This window comes from Myxococcus xanthus (assembly GCF_013116825.1).
GTDB classification, from domain to species: domain Bacteria; phylum Myxococcota; class Myxococcia; order Myxococcales; family Myxococcaceae; genus Myxococcus; species Myxococcus xanthus_B.
Map to the genome: position 1 here is coordinate 1 of NZ_JABFNS010000089.1, position 19463 is coordinate 19463.

Here is a 19463-nt window from a genome sequence, read left to right on the forward strand (position 1 = left end):
TACGTCTTGTTCGGGCTGCGCGTCTCCTCGCCCACCACTTCGCGGAAGCGGGCGCGCAGCTCCGTCAGGTTCATGGACTCCAGCTTCTTCGTCTTCGGGGCGGTGGTGCGGGGCATGGTGGTGTTTTCCTTTCCGGGCCGTGGGTACACGTCTGCCATTCACGAGGGCGGCCCGGCGGCCCTCATGCGCTGGTGCCCCGCTGGGCGGGGCGTGGGTGGTGAGAGGGGGCGCTACTTGCTGCGGGTGTTGCTGGCGGCGCTCAGGCCGGCCTGATAGGCGGCTTCGAGGGCCTCCTTCAGGCGCCACACCGCCACGTCGTGAAAGTCGAGGCTGTCGCTGTTGCGTGTTTTCAAGGTGTCGATGTTGAGCGCTTCGCTCGCGATGCGTTCGAGGGTTGCCTCGGGCGCCCGGGCAGGCTTCGCGGAGCTGGCGGTGCGGGGCTTGCGGGGTGTCATTGTTTCATCCCTTGGTGCGCCGTTGGGTGGCGCGCGTGAGGCATACACGCTCTGTTGCGCGCGTATGGCAAGTCATTGTGCGCTGGGATTGCGCAGGTGCGCGAAGCACTCCAAGTCGATGGCGCGCGGGTCGACATGCACGAAGGAGGTAGTGCCGTCCGGGCGAATGGGGGCCGCGTCGATGCGGTCCTCGGCCGTGACGCCCCCGAGGCGCGCCAGCTTCTCGTCCGTGTCCGCGTAGTAGTCGTCTGCGTCCGGGTCGGCGTCAGGGCGGGTGCCGCCGTGTAACACGGCGAAGATGCGGACCTTCTGTCCCTGGAGGCCGGGGATTTCGTTGCCGAGGTAGGTGGTGTCAGTGCCGATAACCATAGGTGTCTCCCTGGCGCGCAGTGGGGCGCGCGAAGACATACACGCTCTGCCTTCGAGACATAGCAAGCGGAGAGGAGAGGGGTTCGAGGGTGCATCGAGGCGTGACGGGCGTGGAGAGTCCTCTGTGTTGCTGGCAGTGTATGCCTATTGACTGGACTCCCCGGGGACGCGGGGCTGCTCGTCGGGTGGCACCTCAATTCGGAGGCCCTGCGGAAACCAGCGCTCGCGAGCCTCCTGAGAAAGGGGCCGCACCACCACCTTGCCGGCGCCGCCCCCCTTGGGCTTGAGCACCGTGTGCAGGCGCCCGCGTTGGACCAGCTCGGCATGGAGGTGGCCGACGAGGAGCCGGTGCAGGTGCCCGAAGCTGCCTGGTGCCGGATGCTCCGGCTCACCCTCGGGCGCGCGGATGAGAAACTCGGTGGAGCGGCAGGCGGGACAGGGAGGGAGCTGGACGAGGCCGTCGTCCACGTCCTCCCGGCGCGCGACGCCGACCTCCAGGGTGTCGAGGGAGAGGCGATTGCCGCTGCCGCACCGGGCACAGCGTTGAAGCACGTCGTCGGCGGTGACTTCGTGAATGGCCATGGGGAGCGTCCTCACGCGACAGCGGTGTACGAGCCGAACCAGTACGTGGCGCCCAGTGCGGGGATGGTTTGGTGGCAGTAGAAGGCGAAGCCGTCTCTGTCCGGCACCATGACGGTGGGGTTGCCGACGAAGCTGCCGCTGGTGGCGTAGGGCGTGAGGGTGATGGAGGAGGGCGCGGTGGGAAAGCGGCTGCGGAACGTCACCGAGCCGCCGCCGGCCAGGTTGTCGTGCGCGGCCGTGTCGCTGTTGCTGTACTGGAGGCCGAGCCGGCCCACCTCGCGCACGCTGCCCGCCACCTCGAAGGAAGTGTTGCTGGCGGTGCTACTCAGGGGGAGCCGCAACGTGCGCGTCCAAGAGGTGAAGGCGACGCCAGCGCTGGCGTCGTGGAGGAACTCCGCCTCGTTGCGCGAGAGGCGGAATCCGCCTGCAGCCGCCCCGGTGGTGTCCCGGGTCCAGGCACTGCCATTCCAGGCCGCGTTGAGGGTGAACCACACCGAGTCGTCGTCAGCGTAGAGACGCAGACGCGCGGCTGCGCCTCCCACGCCCAGGGCGTCGAGGAGGAGGACGCGGCCAGTGCCCAGCCTGGGCTGGAGAATGGCCTTGTGCTGGCCTGCCGCCGTCTCGTTGCTCCGGTAGTGTCCGCTGCTGAAGGCCGCGAGGATTTCAGCGAGGGCCGCTTCGACGGTACCTGCACCGAGGAACTCTCCCGTGTCCGCGACGGAGACGGCGGAGGCCGCGTGGGCCCCCGCCCCCTGGGTGACGTGCCCGTTGAGGAAGCCCAGCAGCGCGGCCACCTGCTGCCGCAGATTGCCGGCGGCAAGGGAATGGGGCGTACCGGCTAGCACGTCTCCTCCGACGCGAGACGTCCCAGGGCTTCCGGCCGTCGTCTCACCGAGGCGGTGACGGTCAAGTCCCGAATCTTGTGTAGTTGGTTCGGCGGGGGCTCGGGGAAGGAAGGCTCCTTGGCGGCATCATGCAGCGACAGTGTCAGGGGTTGATTTCAGCAGGGACATGTCGAGGTAGCGGCGGTCATCCCAAACGCCGGTGACTTCAAGTGCGACGGCGATGATGAGGCGCAGGGCGCTGGCTCGGTCCGGGAAGGCGCCGACGCCGCGGATGCGGCGCTTCACCTCGCCGTGGAGGCGCTCCAGGCCGTTGGTGCTGCGTAGGCGCTTCCAGTGGGCCTCGGGGAAGGCGAAGAAGCAGGTGGCGGCGGCGAAGCCCTCGCGCAGGCACTCCATGGCCTCTGGCAGGTGGCGTCCCAGCCCCTCCGCAAGGGCCTCCAGCCGCTTCCTGGCGTCCTGGAGGTTGGGGGCCTCGAAGATGGCCGACGTCTCCTTGCCCAAACGCCCACGCAGCCTCCAGGGGGCCTTGGCGAGCACGTTCCGGGTGAGGTGCACGGTGCAGCGCTGCAACCGCGCCTCCGGCAGGGCCTGGCGGGCCGCGGCGGCCAGTCCCGCGTGCCCGTCGGCGATGACGAGCCGTACGCCCTTCAGCCCGCGCTCCAGCAGTTGGCGCAGCAAGTCCAGCCAGGACTCCGCCGACTCGCTGCCACCCAGGGTGACGGCGAGAAGGTGCCGGTGTCCATCCTCGCCCACTCCGTAGGCCACCAGTTCGAAGGACTCGTCGCGGCGGAAGTACACCTGCTGGGAGTTGCCGTCCGTGCGCGGCTCGGACATCAGGCGCGTGAAGCGCAGGAAGATGCCCAGCCACCGCTCGCTGCCGGAGGCCCAGTTCCAGCGTTGCACCGTGCACCTCACCCGCACCACCGTGCTCGCCAAGGCGCCCTGGAGGCTGCGAGGGCGGCTGGGCAAAGAGACCTCGGCCATCTTCGAGGCGCCCACTCTCCAGGACGCCAGGCAGCGAATGGAGGCCCTCCAGGACGGCCTGGGGCGCCAGGTGCCCCAGGCCATGGAGTGCCTGCGCCAGGGCTTCTCCTCCGCCATCTGCTTCTTCTCCTTCCCCAAGGCCCACTGGAAGCGCCTGCGCAGCACCAACGGCCTGGAGCGCCTCCACTGCGAGGTGAAGCGTCGCATCCGGACTGTCAGTGCCTTCCCGGACCGCGCCAGCGCCCTGCGCCTAATCACCGCCGTCGCTCTCGCGGTCTCCGGCGTCTGGGACGACACCCCTGACACTGCCGCTGATTGACAACGCCAAGGAGCCTTCCTCCCGCCAACCCCCTCCGAACCAACTACACACGATTCGGGACTTAACCCGCCCGACGCCACCTGCTGTCGGAGGAGGCCCTCCATGCGGATGCGGCTGACGCAGAATGTGGAGCAGGAGGCCGACAGCCGGCGGGAGCTGACTGTGGAGGTTTCCGTCCACGAGCGGCGGGGCGGCGTCGCTCGTCCGGTCTCACTTCCAACCCCATTACCGCTACACACTCCTAAACCGAGGTTCGTGATTCTCGATCAGGTCGGAGAGCAGACGGGCGCGAAGCGACCGGGAAGAAAGAGCAGGGGCACCTCCCGTTCGGCTCTGTGTGCGCAGAAGACCTGAGAGCGAGAAGGCCCTGCCCCAGGGGCAAGGTAGGCCGTGGTTGAAGAGGAAGCAGCGTCAGGCGCTGCTTCGGTGGGGGGCCAGGAGTGGTTGCCCGCTGACCTACCGGAGGTGCCTGGCGGTGGCGAGCGCGGGGCGTGGGGCGTCGTGTCGCGCCACCGCGAGGGCGCTGGAGTGTGCCACCTCGACCGTGGTGGTTGCGGTGCGGCGCTACCAGGAGGGTGGGCGCCAAGCCCTTCGAGACAGACGGGAGGACAACGGACGCGGCAAGGTGGACGAGCGGTTTCGGGAGCGGCTCACCTGCGTCTTGGAGGGCACGCCCGAGGACTGGGGCTGGTGCCGTCCCACCTGGACACGCGAGTTGCTGTGCCAGGAAATGGCTCGCCGAGGACAGGGGCGCGTGTCCGTGGCGACCATGGGGCGCACCCTCGCCTCGCTTGGCGCCCGGCTCAAGGCGGCCAAGCCCATCGTCGAGTGTCCCTGGCCCAGTTGGAAGCGACAGCGTCGGCTCCGCGAGCTGAAGTGTCTCGAGGTGTATGGGCCTCCCAGCGAGCCCGTTCTGCATGTGGACGAGGTCGACATCCACCTCAACCCCAAGGTGGGGTACGACTGGTGCCTGCCCGGGCAACGACGGGTGGTGGTGACTCCCGGCAACAACCAGAAGCGCTACCTGGCTGGAGCGCTCAATACGCGCACCGGGCAACTGACGTGGGTGGAAGGCACGTCCAAGGCAAGTGCCCTCTTCATCCAATTGCTGTGGCGTCTGGCGAGTCAATACCGGCGAGCTCGCCGTATCCACCTCGTCCTCGACAACGCCTCGGTTCACTCCAGCAAGAAGACGCTCAAGGCGCTCGCGCATTTCGGCGGGCGATTCGTCCTCCACTTCCTCCCGCCGTACTGCCCCCAGGGCAATCGCATCGAGCGGGTGTGGCTCGACCTGCATGCCAACGTCACCCGCAATCACCGCTGCCGCACCATGGACCAGCTCATGGTCCGGGTGCATGCCTACCTCTCCGCTCGAAATGCCCAGCACTCCGCCAGTCCATCCCTACGACGAGTCGACCTCAGGCGCACATCCTGAGGCCGTTCGAGAATTACGATCCTTGGTTTAGCTGATACCTGCCTGGAGCCGTGGTTTTGACTCCCCCGGCGGGATGATTCCCCGGACTTTTGGGCCTCTACGCCGCGCGAAGCGGCTGCATTGGGGTTCAGAACAGCAGATTCATCGCTCGCGGTTCGGCAACTTAGCGAGCAGGGCGCGTGCATATGCGGCCGCGACCAATGCGGCGTGCTCCTGCCAGATGTCGTTCTTACCCGGGTTGCAGTAGTCGCTGATGCCCCTCACCACTAAGTAGCCTACACCAGCCTCCCAGGCCGCCTGCGTGGCCCCGGAGGACTCCATTTCGATTGCCCGAACGCCGAAGCGATCGCGGAGCTGATCGCGGGCTTCTGGATCCTTGAGCAGGATGTTGGCGGAGCCGACGGCTGCGCGGAACACTCTCGGTTCTCCTGGTCTACGTTGCGGATCAGCTGGGTGCGCCATCGGTGATGCTTGGGTGGGAGAGTCGTCGAGCACGTCCATGGCATCCGCAGGCCGGACAGCGTTCCAGAGTCGCTCCCCCCGAGATAAGGTGCTTAGCCAGCATCGATCTCCCAACAGCTCGTCTTGCGCTAACCGTCCCACGGAGTCCATCAGCTCCTTCGAGGGAGGGCGGGGCGGTGGGCGCAGGCCATCTCCGAGGAGTTCCCGCTTGAGGTTGTCGTACTGGACGACCCCGCTGCGGTTGGAGACCACCACGTCTCCGAGCCGGACGTGCTCATCCGGTCTCTGCGGGTTGGGACACCCCCCTGCGATCCCGACGACCAGAAGCAGCTCCAGCTTGGGAAGGTTGAGAAACAGCTGTGCGGCCGCCGAGGCGGCGGGGTTGGTCCCTGCATCCCCATGTAGGCTGACGTGGATGATCGGGTGCGGCTCCCCGCCCAACGAGGGGACAGATCCCAGCTCGTAGACTGCTTGGCCCCGCGGGGAGCGCACGATGTACGGCGAACAGCCATCGAGCATGACGCGAACTGCGGCCGCCTCCTTGTCCAAGGCGGTGATGATGCCGACGCGGGCCTTGCCTGCCAAAGACTTCAGGATCTGCTGCGGTTCGGGTCTCACGAGGGTCTCGTCTGATAGGCGGTAGAGCTTCGACTGCAAGGGGGGCTGGTCTTTGAAGGTCACACCGCACCTCATGCAGCGCACGCTCGTCTCTCTGCCCACGAGCTCCTTCTGGAACACAGCTTCTCTGCAACTGCGGCACTGGAGTTGCTCGCTCTCAGTGAGGAACCGCAGCTCTTTCAGGCGCTGGAACACGCGCTCGATGATGTCGCTGTCGACGCCGAGGATCGCCCCGCACGTGTGGCTGTCCAGGACCGGGGTCGCCCCTGCGTTCTGGAGGGCGCCCTCGATTCGTTCGAGGACCCAGCGCTGTTCGGGGGACTCAGCTGCAATGTGCTCGAATGCGGTCCAAGACATGGCGGAGGGACTTCTCGTCGTTCGCGGTGGTGAAGTTGATCCGGTGCGCAGGTCCGTTCAGGAACACGTGGAGCTCTTTATGCACCCCGCCACAGGCCGTGGGCAGCCAGTAGAAGTTGCCCAGTTGGCCCGTGCCCAGGTCCCGCAGATTCTTCATGGCGGAATCGATAACGACCTCGCCCAGAACGGAGGTCTCGCTGGTCGCGCTGCGGCCGCTGAAGACCCGCCCGCCGAAGGTGCGGTAGTCAATCGCCTGAGGTCGGGCTTCCGGCTCGCCCGTCTCGGCCAGCTCATGCAGGGAGCGGATGGCGCGGCGGATATCGAGCTTCTCGAACATGTGCAGACTCAGCCACTTCGAGGTAAGCCGAGCGAACGCGCTGAACTCCTCCTCGTAGTCCCCCCCCGAGGGCAGCTGGGAGACCCGCAGTGCCGCCGTGTTGTGGATCAGGTCCCATTCGAAGATGATGAGCCCGCGATCAACGTGGTGGGAGTAGGCCCGGAACTCCACCTGCCTGCCCTCGATCACCTCGTAGCGATCGTAGTCGTGTTCACGGCTCCACTCGTCCCGCCGGGCGATCGCGATCACCCGGAGCAGCTCCGGGCGGTAGGAAATCTCCGACACGGTGAGCTGCTCCGGCAGGATGAGCCGCAGGGGAGCATTGAGCCGGTCCCGCAGGCCGTGCTCCTTGAGGCGGTCCTCCACCCACGCTCGGTCGCGAAAGGGCTTAACCAGCTGAGGGAACCCCTTGAGGAGGAACACGTGCTGCTTGCCCCACGGGGAGATCTGGTCCAAGTAGGCGACCAGCTCGGTGTAGGACAGCTGCTCTCGCTCGAGCTGCTCTTGCAGCAGCGCGCGGAAGATCTCCTTGGTGCCCGTGACGGGCAGCTCGCGTTGCCGGAGGAAACCCTTGATCTGATTGTTACTCAGGCCGATGAAGTCATCGACGATCTTCTTCTTCTCCTCGTCGCTATAACGCATGGGCCGCGGCCTCCAGGAGCGTGGACGGCCCCGGAGCGCGCCGCTGGAGCATGGCCGCACAGTGCGCCGCCTTTAGCGTGGAGAGCTCGCCCGCAGGCACCCCCGCCCCGGTGAGGAACTGCTCCAAGCGCTGGAGGGTCTCGCTCGTGGGTAGGCGCCGGTTTTGTTCCCAGAAGCAGACCGCAGCCTCGGTACATCCCACGCTCAGCGCGAGCACGAGCTGCTTGCCCACCCACCGTCGCCGGATCTCCCGGAGCTGGTGGCCGAAGCTGGGGGACTGCTGGGAGTGGATGCTCATGGGCTGTGGGGGGGCGTCAACCTTCGGCGGAGGGTTGCGAAGTGGACTCATCGGGTCTTCTCTAAGTAGGAGGGCTTGAGGCAGGCCGCTCCTAAGCAAATGATGGGCCGAAGATTTTTATTAGTAAAAACAGTAGCTTGGAAGTGCAGAGTGGAATTTCGCTAGCGCCCCATATAAAACACTCGCGCCATGGCGAGTGCACGCAAGACGGTGGCCTTCGGATTCATCGGGAACTCGCGCGACGCGCGGGGTGGGGACGGTCCTGAGCGGTGGAGCAATTGGCGTCCCACGGTGGCGCTCTTCCAGCATCGGCCAGAGCTGTCGATCGACCGGTTCATCTTTCTCTATGAGTCAGCGGACGAGCTGTTGGCGCAGCGGGTGATGGAGGACATCCGGGAGGTTTCGCCGGACACCCAGATCGAGCCGCGGCAGGTGCATTATCGAAATCCTTGGGACTTCGAAGAGGTCTACACCTCGCTCTACCAGCTTGTCCGGGAGACCCGATTCGACCTGGAGAAAGAGGAGTACCTCGTTCACTTCTCGACCGGCACCAACACATCCCACTTGTGCTGGTTCCTTCTAACGCAGTCGCGCCGGCTGCCCGCGCAACTGGTCAGCACGATTCCTCCGAAGACCGACGAACATCCGCGCGGTCACGTCCGGAGAATCAATCTCGATCACTCGTCCAAGTACTTCCGGATAACCGCCATGCAGCAGTCCGAGGCACGTGACGACGCCCGGCTGCTGAAGCGGAACATCGAGACGCGCAGCCAGCGGTTCAACGAGCTGGTGGAGCGCGTGGCCCGCGTCGCCGCCGTGTCGCGCAAGCCGCTGCTGCTGGAGGGGCCCACGGGCGCTGGCAAGAGCATCTTGGCCAAGCAGATCTACGTGCTGAAGAAGGAGCGCCATCGGCTGACGGGCAACTTCATCGAGGTCAACTGCGCGACCCTGAACGGGAACAACGCGCACTCGGAGCTCTTCGGGCACAAGAAAGGCGCCTTCACAGGGGCGACGTCCGCGCGCCCCGGGCTGCTCATGGCGGCCCATGGGGGTGTCCTCTTCCTCGATGAGATCGGCGAGCTGTCCCTGGATGTCCAGGCAATGCTGCTGACCGCCTTAGAGACGAAGCGCTTTCGGGCCCTGGGGGAGGAGGAGATGGTGGAGAGCGACTTCCAGCTCGTGGCGGGGACGAACCGCGACTTGGCCGAGTGCGTCCTCCGGGGCAGCTTCCGCGAGGACCTCTACGCCCGACTCAAGCTCTGGAGGTTCAAGCTGCCGGGCCTTCAGGATCGACGAGAGGACATCGACGTGAACGTTGAGTTCGAACTCCAGCAGAGGGAGGACATCGTCCGGTTCAGCCCAGACGCCCGCCGGGCCTTTCTTGAATTCGCGCTCGCGCCCGAGTCCACGTGGCGCGGAAACTTTCGCGACCTAGCCGGTATCGTCGAGAGAATGGCCACGCTGGCTGAGGATGGCATGATGGACGAGCCCCTGGTGCGGGCCGAGACGGCGCGCTTGGCCCAGGAGTGGAGAGAACTCGATCGCTCTCCCGGAGACGAGCTCATCGAGCGGTACCTGGGGCCGGAGCGGGCCCGCGAGCTGGATCGGTTCGACCGAGTACAGCTCGCGGAGGTGCTGCGCGTCTGCGAGAACAGCCGAATGCTCTCTGAGGCTGGACGCACGCTGTTCGAGGTGTCTCGCAAGCAGCGGGCCCGTGTGAATGATGCCGATCGTCTCCGGAAGTACCTTGCGGCTTTCGGGCTCTCCTTCGAGCAGATTTCCTGTGAAGTCACAGGCCGCCGAGCTGCTGGCCGATCGTCCGCAACGTAGTCACCATACGCCACGAGGGATAGTGGCCGTGCGCGATGGCGTTGCGGATATCCCGGAGTTCATACAGCTCGGGAGCGAGCCGACGATCGCCGATGACCTTCTTCAGCATTTCGCCAAAGGAGGCGAAGGCCCATGCATCCCTCGGCGTGGCCGGGCACTCCGCGGGGTAGAAGCGGACTTCCGACATGGGCTCGGCCAGCTCGAAGTTGCGGAAGCGGGAGATTGTCTCTTCGGTAGGCGAGAGGGTGACAGCCGCGAGCCGCGCGGTGCGCTCGTGGGCCTCAAGGCTGAGGCAACGGCTGAAGATTTCCTGCGCCAGCGGCTTGCAGATGAGGCAGCTGCGCAGCAGCACGCGGGCGGGGGAGCTGGGGTCCGCACGGAGGTAGGCTCGGGCCAGCCACGGAACGGGTCGGGCCCAGGACTCGCCGGGCGGGCGCCAGAGCACCCCGCCCAGCAGCAGCTCCCGCTCCAGCTCCCGGAACTTCTGCGAAGGCAGGTGACGGTGCACTGCGTTCCTCAGGTATTCGGCGAGCGCCGTGCGCAGCCCGGGACTCACCGGGTCCACCTCACTGGCGGCCAGCCTGTTGAGCAGTCGCTCCAGCCCGTCATCGTCTCCCATGGGGAGCGTGCCGAACCCCTCATCGTCCCACCGCTGGGCCCTGGACAGCTCTCCAGCGACCTCCCAGGCCAGGCGCGCGTGGACATAGGAGTGCCAGATCACGGGCAACGGCGCATCGAGTGACCGCAGCAGGTGCTCCTGCGGTCCCCCCACGCTCAGGTCATGAGCCGCGCTTCTGAGGGCGGCGGTGTCGAGCAGCACGAGGCTGAAGACGGCTGCGGACTCGATCTTGGGGATCTCATCGGCCAGCTGCTCTGCCTCTTCCAGTAAGGGCAGGCCCAAGGGAGTCCCTGCTACGTTGAGCAGAAGGACGCGAGGAGGCGAGACGAAGTGGTGTGAGAGCAGCACGAGCTGCTGCCGGCGGGGAAGGGAAGGAGAGATGCCCCACCGCTCCTTTAGCGCTCCGGCAATGCCGCGCTCCAGCTCTTCCGCCTGGATCAGCTCGACGCGGACCTCGCTGAGCGCGTCGTCATAGGCCCGAATGGCTCGGCGCAAGGCCAGGGCCATCTCCTGCGCGTACCCTGCGGAGGAGATTCGCGCCACCTGAATGCCGCCCCCATCGACCCAGGGGCGGTTACGACACCAGCTCTCCATCGTGACGGAGTCTCGGAACTCCCAGGTAGAGGTATGCCCAGCGAGGCGGATGGAGAGATTCACGGAGTGAGACCGAGAGCTTCTACCATCGCAATGAGCGGGTCATCCGAAGCCACGGTGACCAGCTTCTCCACGGGTAGTTTCATTGCCGCCGACGGGTTGATTGGTAGCAAACCGAGGTACTGGAGTGTGGCCAAATGCGTGCGGTCAGCTTGGCTGAGGCAGGGCCACTTGTAACGCTCCCGGTGCAGCAGCTCCCAACCCATCGTCAGATCCTCGAGCACGGTATCCGAACTCGGCTCACGGCTCACGATGACGACCATCTTAATCAGCTCTAGCTCGCGCGGATGGAGCCGAATGGAGGGCTCACCAGTCTCGAGGAGCTGGGCCTGGGCGCGCACCTCCTTATTGAAGTCCGAGCACACCCGATGGAGCTGCTCCTCGGTGATGTTGATCCCTCCCTCACCGGAAGGATCGAGCAGATCGGCGAGCCTGCGGACGAGGAGTGGAATGCCCGCCGTCGCCTCGTAGATCATGCCGACCGCATTGGGCATGGAGAACTCAAGCGCCCGGATGCGCTCGAACCACCAGCCGAGCGCTTGGCGCGAGAGTCGGCCTAGGCCGTAGATGCAGAACATTTCATGGGCGTTGGACCGCTCCTGCTCCAACGCCCAGTGCAGCAGGTCCGTTCCGCCGAGCAGCAGCGGCGGCGGGCGACCTTGGGCGCACCGAGCGCTGAGCCGCTGGGCCTCCGCAAGGGACACATGGTGCCAGGCGCGCACCTCTCCGGAGGTGTCGGAGGATCTCGCGTCACGCACCAGCGAAGGGCCAATGCCCAAGCAGTCCGCTACCCCGCCACTGCGCGCATTCACCGCCTCTGGCCAATGGGAGGCGGTAACCACCGCGCGCACGGGCAGGCTCGAATCGTGGTGGTACAGCGCGTCACGCATCTCCTTCAGCACGCGGGTGGGCAGCAGCGCGCGCACCTCGGCATGGGGCGTGGAGCGATCGCCTAGCAGTAGCGCTTCAATCTCTTGGCGCAGCACCGCCTCCTGATCAGGCTGGCGAAGCAGAGGCAGGTGGTGCGGGAACTTCAGGTAGTAGACCTGCCCGCTGGCCTCGGGGCGGCCGACCACCAACTGGCGATCATGAAAGTCTCGGAGCTGACGGGTGAGCTCACCCAGCGCGGAGCTCTCGTCCCGCTGGAGCCACGAGGTATCGGGGTGGAGCCTCCGGAGCCGGTCCAGCAGCCGCCGCGGAGCGTCATCCAGGCCGGCGGCGGGAGCCAGCTCGGCGAACTCGAGGATGAGCGAGAAGAACACCACCCGGCCGCGGGGGTTGCCCTGGAAGTTATTCCGCACCACGGTGCGGATTTCCTCGTGAATGTCCGAGTGATTAAAGGTAACAGCCACGTCGTCGGGCTGCACCTCGACCCAGTCTCGGTAGGCGTCCGCGCGGGTCTGCTCCATGTGCTGGAGCAGCTTCTCCCCGAAGCGCAGGAGGACCGCAGGCTGGTAGCCGCAGCGGTAGGCGATGGCCGGAGCGCTCTGGCCGGCATCGATGCCGAACCGGGCCAGTGGACCGGCGACGAGCTGCGCCGCCTCCTCCGGGGTGAGGGGCTCGAGCCGCAGCACGTCTCCCCAGTTGGCCCACGCCCCCTCAATGGTGTGGGTGGCACGGTAGCCGGCAAAGACGAAGCGGATCCGCGGCAGCTGCATCGAGTCCTTCTCTTTTTCGATGTCCGTGCGGATGCGGAAGCTCAGGCACTTCTCGCGCCGATCTCGCTCGTCGTATGCGGCGAGCTGGCCCTCCACGAAACGATCTGCCTCGTCAAGAACGATGAGTAGGCTCTCGGACTTTCGGGTCTCAATGAACTGGTTCATCACCCGGTACAGGTGATCGCTCGGATCCGCCGAGCCCTGCTCTGGGGCGGTGAAATTCAGCCGTTGACGCATCTCGGTGAGGATCCGGTCCACGACGTCGGACTCGCTGTCGGCCCCCACGATGGGTACGTAGAGGACGCGCAAGGTACAGCCGGAGGGGAGTTGGCGGTAGTCGGCGGCCTCTTGGATGAACTTGAGGAGCGCACTCTTGCCCAGCTTTCGGCCCGAGAAGAGCCGGGAATAGGTGGGGGTCTCGGAGAGGCGCTTGGCTTCCTGCCGACGTCCCACGTACATCTCCATCTGCACGTGCTGGCCGTCCTGGGCGGAGAACGGGGACAGGCTAGTCCACTGCTGCTGCTCCAATGCGATCTCCAGCAGACCGATGACGGGGTTGGGCTGACGCCCTCCCGGGTTGAGCAGCCGACACAAGTCCAGGTCATCGATCAGCGCAGCGCTCGTCTGCCGCTTGCGGAACTCGCGCAGGGTGACCTCGCGCGTCTCGGACGTCAGTCGAGGGGCGAGCAGCACGGCGAGCGAGCCTTCGTGCTTAGATGCAATCGTCGCGGCCTGCTGCACGAAGGCAGCGTCCGTGGGCGGCACCATAGGCGTGAGGATGACCACGTTCCGGAGGCGCGCGAGCTGCGGAATGAAGGAGGGGTTGAGCTGAGACTTCGCCAACCACTTGCGCAGCTCGGCGCAGGGCATTCGGTAATCCGAAGGGTTGTTGTCGCCCTTCTCATAGAGTTCGTTGAGTTCGTTCGGGAACACGAACTGGGCGAAGGCCGTGCGCAGCTTGCGGTCGGTGGATTGGATGAAGGACTGCCCCTTCACGCCGAGCTTCCAGGCGTCCACCAGATCGGTTCCACCCTTGCCCGTGGTGCTGAGGAGCTGCTGCATCGGCTCCCGGAAGCGCTCGCGCGCTTGGCGCCGCCAAGCCGTCTCGCGGACGGAGTCCGCCGAGCGCTCACCAGTCCCGTGGAGCAGGAGCAAGGCATCACTGAATCGGCGCTGCTCCAGTGCGAGCAGTACCTCGTCTCGGCGGGGCTCTCGTGCCTTGAGCCGGTAGAAGTCCACAGTGAGGCGGATGGCCTCGCGGGCCTCGTTCAGCACCTGCTCCAGCCAGGCACCCAGCAGGGCAGGCTGGGGGGGCGCCATGGAAGAGTCGTTGGCGAGCCGCGAGGCCTCGTTCGAGATCGCCACGATGTTCTTCGCGAGGGGCACGGCCAGATCGTCTAAGGCGCGCCACTCCTGCCGCAAGTCGCCGATGAGCTCGTGGACCTGCTCAATGGCATCGCCGCGGGCCCGGTGGACACGCGACTGCTCCTCCGGGGAAAGGCTCACGGAGAGCCGCCCCAGCAGGTCGGGTCGATCCTTGCGGAAGAGGGCCGCGCGCAGCTGGGCCACCGGCTTGGTCTCAGTGGAGGTCTCGAAACTTGAGAAGGGAGGCGCCAGGAGAATGGCCGCAGCCCGGAGTCCATCAGTAATCATGTCGACCCGGACGGCTCGCCGGGAGAGACTGCCATCCAGCGTGCCGGCATCCAGCGTGCCGAGCACGCTCAGGAGATCGGGGCGCTCGATGATCTGCTGGGTGGTCAGCGCGAGGTGCTCTTCCCTAGGGGCCGGGTCGTTGACTAGGTGGGTCTGGAGAGCCAGTCGACAGAGCTCCTCGTCGTCGCGCCTCAAGGGCGCGCTGTTCAAGAGCTCCTGGGCCTGGACCAGCGGTGCTTGGACGGAACTGGTCTCGGCACGGACGGACTGCGCCTCTTGGAAGCGGCGCATCAGTTCGTTCACCGTGGAGGCGCGATCCATGATCTTCTCCGCAGCGCGATCCATCTTGCCCCGGTCTCTGTACTTCACGCCCCGCGAGTTCGCGATTTTGGCGTGATGCTGCTTGAACTTGCTGATGCTCTTCTGGAGTGTGGCGACGTCCCAATTCTCCTTACCGCTCTTGGAGATGGGGAAAAGGGTGGTGAGCGTGGGGGAGATCTCGTCGATGAACTCGCTCCATGCCTCGCGGCAGTGAGTCTGCTCGACCTTGCCGCCCGCCGCGTTCCAGAGCCGGATGATCTCCTCGTGGAAGGAGGTGCGCTCCTCGATGAGCTTGCGGTTCAGCTCGGCGGGAGACTCCGTCATGTTGGCGTCTCGCGCGGCGCGCAGACGGGCGATGGGGTTGAGGCCGCGGCGCCCCAGCTTCAGCATGCCCAGCACGAGATCCTTCAGGGCCACGGACTCGAAGCCCGCTAGCTCTACGAGGTCGGCGATCTGCTCATCTTGGAGGAGGGGAAGAGTAGTGGGCGAGGGGCGCACGGACTCGAGAAAGATGCGCACGCGCCACGCGGAGGTGGGCTCGATGGAGAGTTGGCTGCCAGAGTGGCGTAGCTCCTCTCCGCGCTGGTCGTCCAGCCCTGTCGCCCATGAGTGGGGCGCGGTCATAATGTCCGCCAGCGCCTGGACGTCGCGAGATGCCACCAACGGAGAGAGCTTCAGCTGCTCGGCGGCGGTAGCGTAGATCCACAGCAGGGGCAGTTGACGCGCCTTGAGCTCCTTACTCATCGCCTCCTGGAGCCGCTCGCCAAAGTTGCTGCGCTCGTCGTGCCACGGCACCGGGCTGCACCTACCTGACGGATCCACCCACCAAGCCTCTCGGAACCGATCGTATTCCGCCAAGTGATTGGGGAATGGGATGGCCGCCGGAACGTCCCTGTCCACGAGGGCGGCCACTGCGGGAGTCTCCACGGGAGACAGGGGAGCCGGCTCCACCGCAGGTGGAGGCATGACGAGCGTCGGAGAGGAAGGCCCGGTCGTTTCAGGCGAGAGGGACGTGGGGCGCGGCTCCGGCAGCGTCATCGCGGTTGCAGCCGGAGAAGCGCTGGGAGGAGGTGAGTCGGGGGCCTGCTTCTGAGGAGAGCCCGCGCTTGAGGGACCTCGAGCAGAGGCCATCGGCTCTGTGACAGGTGGCTCCGTGGGTGCCTCCTCGGAGGTGGGAGGGTTACGTCCAGGGAAGGCGGAGGCCGCCTCTGAGGCAGGAACCCAGTGGGTGGGATCGACGTCTTTGAGGAACTCAGCGAGGTGCGGGAGCGTGTGTCTCAGCTTCGCGAGCAGCTCCGACGCTTCTGGTTCCTGAAGCCCCCAGGCCCAGTCCAGCCATTGCGAGACGTCCTCGGGGCCCGGCAGCGCCCCGGGCTGAGCCGACCTTCCAGCGCTAGCGAGCTCCTTCTGGGCCGCATTCCGGAGTTCATCCATGACCGCTTGGCGGGCGTTGAGCCGGTGGCGGACGGCTCCCGCATCGAGCATGGCGGCGAGCTGCTTCAGCTTCTCTTTCGGGGCTTCAATCTCCCGCATATGGAGCAGGCCCGACAAGTGCGCGAGCATTGCTTCCAGAGCTGGACGGTCCGCGGGATCTTGAATCTCCGTCCCCACTTCCTTAGCCACCGAAGCAGCTAAGTTGCGGAGTTGTTCGCCCAGCCGGCTCGCGGTACTCCAACGCTCCTGCATCGCCGCAAGATCGGTCGGATTGGCTGCACGGAGATCCTGAAGAGCCCGGAGAGACGCCTCGCACAGCTGGTCAAGTTCACTGAGCTTTTGCCGGTATTCAATCTCGAAGTCCTGGCGGATTCTCAAAGGGCCTCCATGCATACCCGGAGGAGAATACCGCGCGCGGAGTCAAACGCTGCGAGATTCACTTAACGGGCTGGGCACTGCGGCTTGCTCGTGCATGAGCCCGGCAGCCCGGGAGGCTGCTACTCAATAGGCCGAGCCCCTACTATCCCGACACAGAGATCTTGAGGGGGTCAGGCGGCAGCGACGAGCGCCGCCTGAGGTAGGGGATATGCCCACCCGAGTTTGGTGCGGGCATTCTCGACAGTGAAGCGCCTACGGACATAGCACACGCCCCTTGTTTCGCGTCGCTCCCAGCGGGCCGCCTCCCACCTTCGTGGAGACGGTGGCCGTCGAGAGAATTGAAGCGCTTCAGGGGAAGCTGCGGGAGGTGCATGGAGAGGTCGGCGGCAGGCTTGCCCAGCTCGGCCTCTCCGTGGATGGGCTGGCCACGTACCCGTTCTCCGACGTGGCTTCGCTCGCCGAGGAGGTGAAGGTTTGCAGGCGCGAGGTGAAGGGGGCCGCGAGAAGGCGCGAGTGGAGGCCGAGACCGTGAACCGGAAGGCGGAGCGGCAGTTGCAGGTCCTCACCTAGGTTGTGTCCCTATAAGTGTCAAGGCTCGGCTAACCAGGTCGCTGTTCGGTCCGGCCAATCAGGTCCGGACGTGAGGCCCCCGGGAAGCGCGACGGCGTGGACCGCGCGAGTTCGGCCAAACCGGTCCGGCAGGGGCTCCGCCAGGTGTCAGCGTGCGGCAGTCTCGACCTGGGCCGCGCGCGGTGCTCGGGTGCGCTTGGCGAGCGGTGGGTTGCGGTAGCTGTCACTCTCGATGGTGAGGACATGGGAGTGGTGCAACAGCCGGTCCATGGCGGTGCTGGCCAGCAGTGCGTCACCAAATAGCGGAGGCCACTCCTCCAGGGCGCGATTGGGGGTGATGCAAGTGGCCGCGCGCTCGTAGCGACGGCGGATAATCTCGTACAGGTCGACGCCCTCCTCGCCCGTGAGGGGCCGCAGTCCGAGGTCGTCGACGATGAGCAGGACTGGAGTGGTGAAGCGCAGAAGGCGTCGCTCGTAGCTGCTGTCGGCGCGTGAGGCTCGCAAATGAGTGAGCATGTCGTGGGCGCTCACGTAGAGGACGGCGTGGCCGGCGCGGCAAGCACGCTGGCCCAGCGCCTGGGCGAGGTGACTCTTGCCGACGCCCGCCGGGCCCACCACCAGCACATTCTCTTGCCGCTCGACAAAGGCGCAGGTGCCCAACTCCACCACCTTGGTGCGCGGGACGGAGGTGTTGAAGGAGAAGTCGAAGTCCTCCAGGGTGCTGGGCCGCTCGAAGGCCGCCGGCGCAGGCGCACGTCCAACTGCTTGTCATCGCGGCGCTCCACCTCGTTGGCCAGCAGTCGGTAGAGGAATTCCGTCAGCGACAGGTTGGCGTCGGCCGCCTCGCGGCAGCGCACCTCGAGGGCCCGCAGCAGCCCGGACAGGCGCAGCTTCTTCAGCACGGGGACGAGTTCGTCATAGGCACTCATGCGGGGGGACACTCCTTGAGCGGGGTGGGACTGCGGGGACAGCGAGGGGGGAGCGCTAACGCAGCAGCAGCGTGCGCACGTCGCGAGCGTAGCGGGGCGCCGGCGACGTAGCCGTGGCGGCGGGTATGGCGATGGCCAGGTGCCCGTCCTGGGGCAACGGCTGCAAGTCCAGGCCGCGGCGCAGGATGTCCTTGAGGCCCTGGTAGCGCAGGTTGCCGAAGTGCAGCGCCCGGCGGCACGCGGCCTCGGCGCGCTCGCGCGGGAAGCCTTCCAGGTGCACCACCATGGCCTGCACGCAGCGCAGCTGGCTGAGGACGTCATCCGCGTCGAAGACGGCGCGCACGTACGCCTCGGTGTGAGGGCCCAGCTGGGCCGCCCGCGTCTCCCAGTGGCCGCGACTGCGGTGGCGCAGGGCCGCGCGCGCCTCGGGCAGGCGGGCTTCCACTGTGCTGCGGTGGCCCTCGCCGCGCAGCGGGTGGGTGGCCACGCGCTCGTCCTGGGCGTACACGCGCACGTCGTGGGCCGTGACGCACAGCCAGACGCGCTGGCCGAGGAGACGCCAAGGCACCGAGTACAGCCGTCGGCCGTACATGACGTGGGCGTCCCGGTGCACGCGGGCCTCGTGCCACACCTCGGGCGCCCACGCGGCCGCTGGCAGCGCACGCAGCGCCTCGGCCTCGGCCTGCTGGAAGAGGAGGCGCGGCTGGCGCCCTGTCGTGCCGTGCACGCGGACCGACGCCACGTCCCGAAGTCAGCGCTGCAAGTCGGCCTCGCACTCGCGCGCGTCCTCTCCGGCCCTCCCGGCGAAGAAGTTGCCCTTCACGTAGCGCACGCCCGCCTCCACCTTGCCCTTCTTCTCAGGGGCCCGGGGTGGAGCCGGGTCGACGATGAAGCCGTAGTGGCGCGCCAGGCGCGCGGTAGCTGCGCTGCAGGGCCCTCTCCCCGTCCACCCCGAAGGCCGCGCGCACCACCGCCGCCTTGAGGTTGTCGGGCACCACGCAGCGGGGCACGCCGCCGAAGTACGCGAAGGCGGCCTCGTGGCAGCGCAGCCACGTCTCTACGCGCTGGTCGAACACCGGCGTGGCGAAGAGGTGGCGGCTGTAGCCGAGCACCATGACGAACACCCAGGCGCGCCGCAGAGTCCCCGTGTCCGCGTCGTACAGTCGGCCCACTTCACCGAAATCCACCTGCGCCACCTCGCCCGGGGCCGTCTCCACGGGGATTGCGACGTCCTCTTCACTCACGCCCTGGGCCCGACGCACGCTGCCCACCAGGCGTTTGACGGCCGAGAGGCTGCCTGCCGGTACCCCCGCCTCCATCTGCAACCGGGTGAAGATGGCCTGCGGCTGCAGGCCCTTGGACACCCATGCTTCCACCTGGGCGCGGTGCGCCTCCAGGCTCGACGTCTGCTGGGGCACTGGCGGGGATGCTGGCCGCGTGGCCAGCACCGCGGCCTTGAGCACCTCAAGCTCGGGCAGCTCCTGCACGTCGCCCCGCAGCAGCCCCGCCGCCTCCAGCACGCGCCGATAGCTGCGCTCCACGTCCACTCCCATGCTCAGCACCCGGACCACTTGCCTCGCGGGCGTGCCCAGGCGGTGCAACCGCACCAATTCCTGCAGCCGGTCCATCTCCACTCTCCGGTTACTCACGCCACTTCCCTTTCCAAGGGAAGCCAGCGTGGCCTGTCGGCGGGACGCCCGGGGGGACCGGTTTG

The 19463-nt window shown here is 66.7% G+C and carries 15 protein-coding genes and 2 pseudogenes; 4 read left to right on the forward strand and 13 right to left on the reverse strand.

Annotated elements, in window-relative coordinates; all coding sequences use genetic code 11:
* Window positions 1-230: 230 nt before the first annotated feature.
* From HNV26_RS23875 to HNV26_RS23895, 5 genes and pseudogenes are all read right to left on the reverse strand, one after another.
* A complete protein-coding gene (locus HNV26_RS23875) occupies window positions 231-455 on the reverse strand; it encodes a DUF6900 domain-containing protein (protein WP_171443153.1) in 225 nt (74 codons plus the stop codon).
* A 72-nt stretch (window positions 456-527) separates the two neighbouring features.
* Entirely contained in the window at window positions 528-824 is a 297-nt protein-coding gene (locus tag HNV26_RS23880) for a hypothetical protein (protein ID WP_095957855.1), read from the reverse strand.
* Window positions 825-968: 144 nt separating this feature from the next.
* Window positions 969-1406 carry a hypothetical protein gene (locus HNV26_RS23885; RefSeq protein WP_095957856.1) on the reverse strand — a complete coding sequence of 146 codons (438 nt, stop codon included), beginning with the start codon at window positions 1404-1406 and terminating at the stop codon, window positions 969-971.
* Between the two features lie 11 nt (window positions 1407-1417).
* Complete coding sequence (locus HNV26_RS23890) at window positions 1418-2251, reverse strand: hypothetical protein (RefSeq protein ID WP_253816974.1); 834 nt, start codon at window positions 2249-2251, stop codon at window positions 1418-1420.
* 126 nt (window positions 2252-2377) lie between these two features.
* Window positions 2378-3019, reverse strand: a pseudogene (locus HNV26_RS23895) (IS256 family transposase); the annotation flags it as partial.
* A gap of 100 nt (window positions 3020-3119) precedes the next feature.
* On the opposite strand from HNV26_RS23895, the pseudogene HNV26_RS23900 reads away from it, so the two are divergent.
* Together HNV26_RS23900 and HNV26_RS23905 are read left to right on the forward strand one after the other, a co-directional pair.
* Window positions 3120-3554: pseudogene (locus HNV26_RS23900) on the forward strand (transposase); the annotation flags it as partial.
* A gap of 337 nt (window positions 3555-3891) precedes the next feature.
* A complete protein-coding gene (locus HNV26_RS23905; protein WP_171443155.1) occupies window positions 3892-4989 on the forward strand; it encodes an IS630 family transposase in 1098 nt (365 codons plus the stop codon).
* A gap of 141 nt (window positions 4990-5130) precedes the next feature.
* Here HNV26_RS23905 and HNV26_RS23910 read toward each other — a convergent pair whose 3' ends face one another.
* The 3 genes from HNV26_RS23910 to HNV26_RS23920 are packed head-to-tail and all read right to left on the reverse strand — an operon-like array spanning window position 5131 to window position 7703.
* Window positions 5131-6426, reverse strand: coding sequence for a phosphorylase family protein (locus HNV26_RS23910; RefSeq protein ID WP_171443156.1), 1296 nt, complete (start codon window positions 6424-6426; stop codon window positions 5131-5133).
* The gene (locus tag HNV26_RS23915; protein WP_171443157.1) at window positions 6392-7405 is read right to left on the reverse strand and encodes a hypothetical protein; all 1014 of its coding nucleotides are present in this window, start codon (window positions 7403-7405) and stop codon (window positions 6392-6394) included. Before HNV26_RS23915 ends, HNV26_RS23910 begins: the two co-directional genes overlap by 35 nt.
* Complete coding sequence (locus HNV26_RS23920) at window positions 7395-7703, reverse strand: helix-turn-helix domain-containing protein (protein ID WP_171443158.1); 309 nt, start codon at window positions 7701-7703, stop codon at window positions 7395-7397. The genes HNV26_RS23915 and HNV26_RS23920 overlap by 11 nt, the downstream gene beginning before the upstream one ends.
* 189 nt (window positions 7704-7892) lie before the next feature.
* Here HNV26_RS23920 and rtcR point away from each other — a divergent pair, with 189 nt between their 5' ends.
* Window positions 7893-9533, forward strand: coding sequence for an RNA repair transcriptional activator RtcR (gene rtcR / locus HNV26_RS23925; protein ID WP_171443159.1), 1641 nt, complete (start codon window positions 7893-7895; stop codon window positions 9531-9533).
* Here the strand turns inward: rtcR and HNV26_RS23930 are convergent.
* Both HNV26_RS23930 and HNV26_RS23935 read right to left on the reverse strand, forming a co-directional pair.
* Window positions 9493-10746: a hypothetical protein gene (locus HNV26_RS23930; RefSeq protein ID WP_171443160.1), complete on the reverse strand. Its 1254-nt coding sequence runs from the start codon at window positions 10744-10746 to the stop codon at window positions 9493-9495. The two genes, rtcR and HNV26_RS23930, sit on opposite strands and share 41 nt — an antisense overlap.
* A gap of 59 nt (window positions 10747-10805) precedes the next feature.
* Window positions 10806-15233: a Cdc6/Cdc18 family protein gene (locus tag HNV26_RS23935; RefSeq protein WP_171443161.1), complete on the reverse strand. Its 4428-nt coding sequence runs from the start codon at window positions 15231-15233 to the stop codon at window positions 10806-10808.
* A 1330-nt stretch (window positions 15234-16563) separates the two neighbouring features.
* On the opposite strand from HNV26_RS23935, the gene HNV26_RS23940 reads away from it, so the two are divergent.
* Complete coding sequence (locus HNV26_RS23940) at window positions 16564-16782, forward strand: hypothetical protein (RefSeq protein ID WP_171443162.1); 219 nt, start codon at window positions 16564-16566, stop codon at window positions 16780-16782.
* 185 nt (window positions 16783-16967) lie between these two features.
* On the opposite strand, the gene HNV26_RS23945 is transcribed toward HNV26_RS23940, so the two are convergent.
* The 3 genes from HNV26_RS23945 to HNV26_RS39360 form a co-directional block, all read right to left on the reverse strand.
* Window positions 16968-17537 carry an ATP-binding protein gene (locus HNV26_RS23945; protein ID WP_253816980.1) on the reverse strand — a complete coding sequence of 190 codons (570 nt, stop codon included), beginning with the start codon at window positions 17535-17537 and terminating at the stop codon, window positions 16968-16970.
* Between the two features lie 267 nt (window positions 17538-17804).
* Window positions 17805-18491 carry a Mu transposase domain-containing protein gene (locus tag HNV26_RS38585; protein ID WP_253816976.1) on the reverse strand — a complete coding sequence of 229 codons (687 nt, stop codon included), beginning with the start codon at window positions 18489-18491 and terminating at the stop codon, window positions 17805-17807.
* Window positions 18492-18606: 115 nt separating this feature from the next.
* Window positions 18607-19398 carry a DDE-type integrase/transposase/recombinase gene (locus HNV26_RS39360; RefSeq protein ID WP_366816935.1) on the reverse strand — a complete coding sequence of 264 codons (792 nt, stop codon included), beginning with the start codon at window positions 19396-19398 and terminating at the stop codon, window positions 18607-18609.
* Between the last annotated feature and the right edge of the window lie 65 nt (window positions 19399-19463).

Bases quoted from the DNA above. Each gene is read 5' to 3' on its own strand.
- HNV26_RS23930 (WP_171443160.1), bottom strand. From the start codon at position 10,746: ATGGAGAGCTGGTGTCGTAACCGCCCCTGGGTCGATGGGGGCGGCATT.
- HNV26_RS23880 (WP_095957855.1), bottom strand. From the start codon at position 824: ATGGTTATCGGCACTGACACCACCTACCTCGGCAACGAAATCCCCGGC.
- HNV26_RS23875 (WP_171443153.1), bottom strand. From the start codon at position 455: ATGACACCCCGCAAGCCCCGCACCGCCAGCTCCGCGAAGCCTGCCCGG.
- HNV26_RS23915 (WP_171443157.1), bottom strand. From the start codon at position 7,405: ATGCGTTATAGCGACGAGGAGAAGAAGAAGATCGTCGATGACTTCATC.
- HNV26_RS23910 (WP_171443156.1), bottom strand. From the start codon at position 6,426: ATGTCTTGGACCGCATTCGAGCACATTGCAGCTGAGTCCCCCGAACAG.
- HNV26_RS23885 (WP_095957856.1), bottom strand. From the start codon at position 1,406: ATGGCCATTCACGAAGTCACCGCCGACGACGTGCTTCAACGCTGTGCC.
- rtcR (WP_171443159.1), top strand. From the start codon at position 7,893: ATGGCGAGTGCACGCAAGACGGTGGCCTTCGGATTCATCGGGAACTCG.
- HNV26_RS23920 (WP_171443158.1), bottom strand. From the start codon at position 7,703: ATGAGCATCCACTCCCAGCAGTCCCCCAGCTTCGGCCACCAGCTCCGG.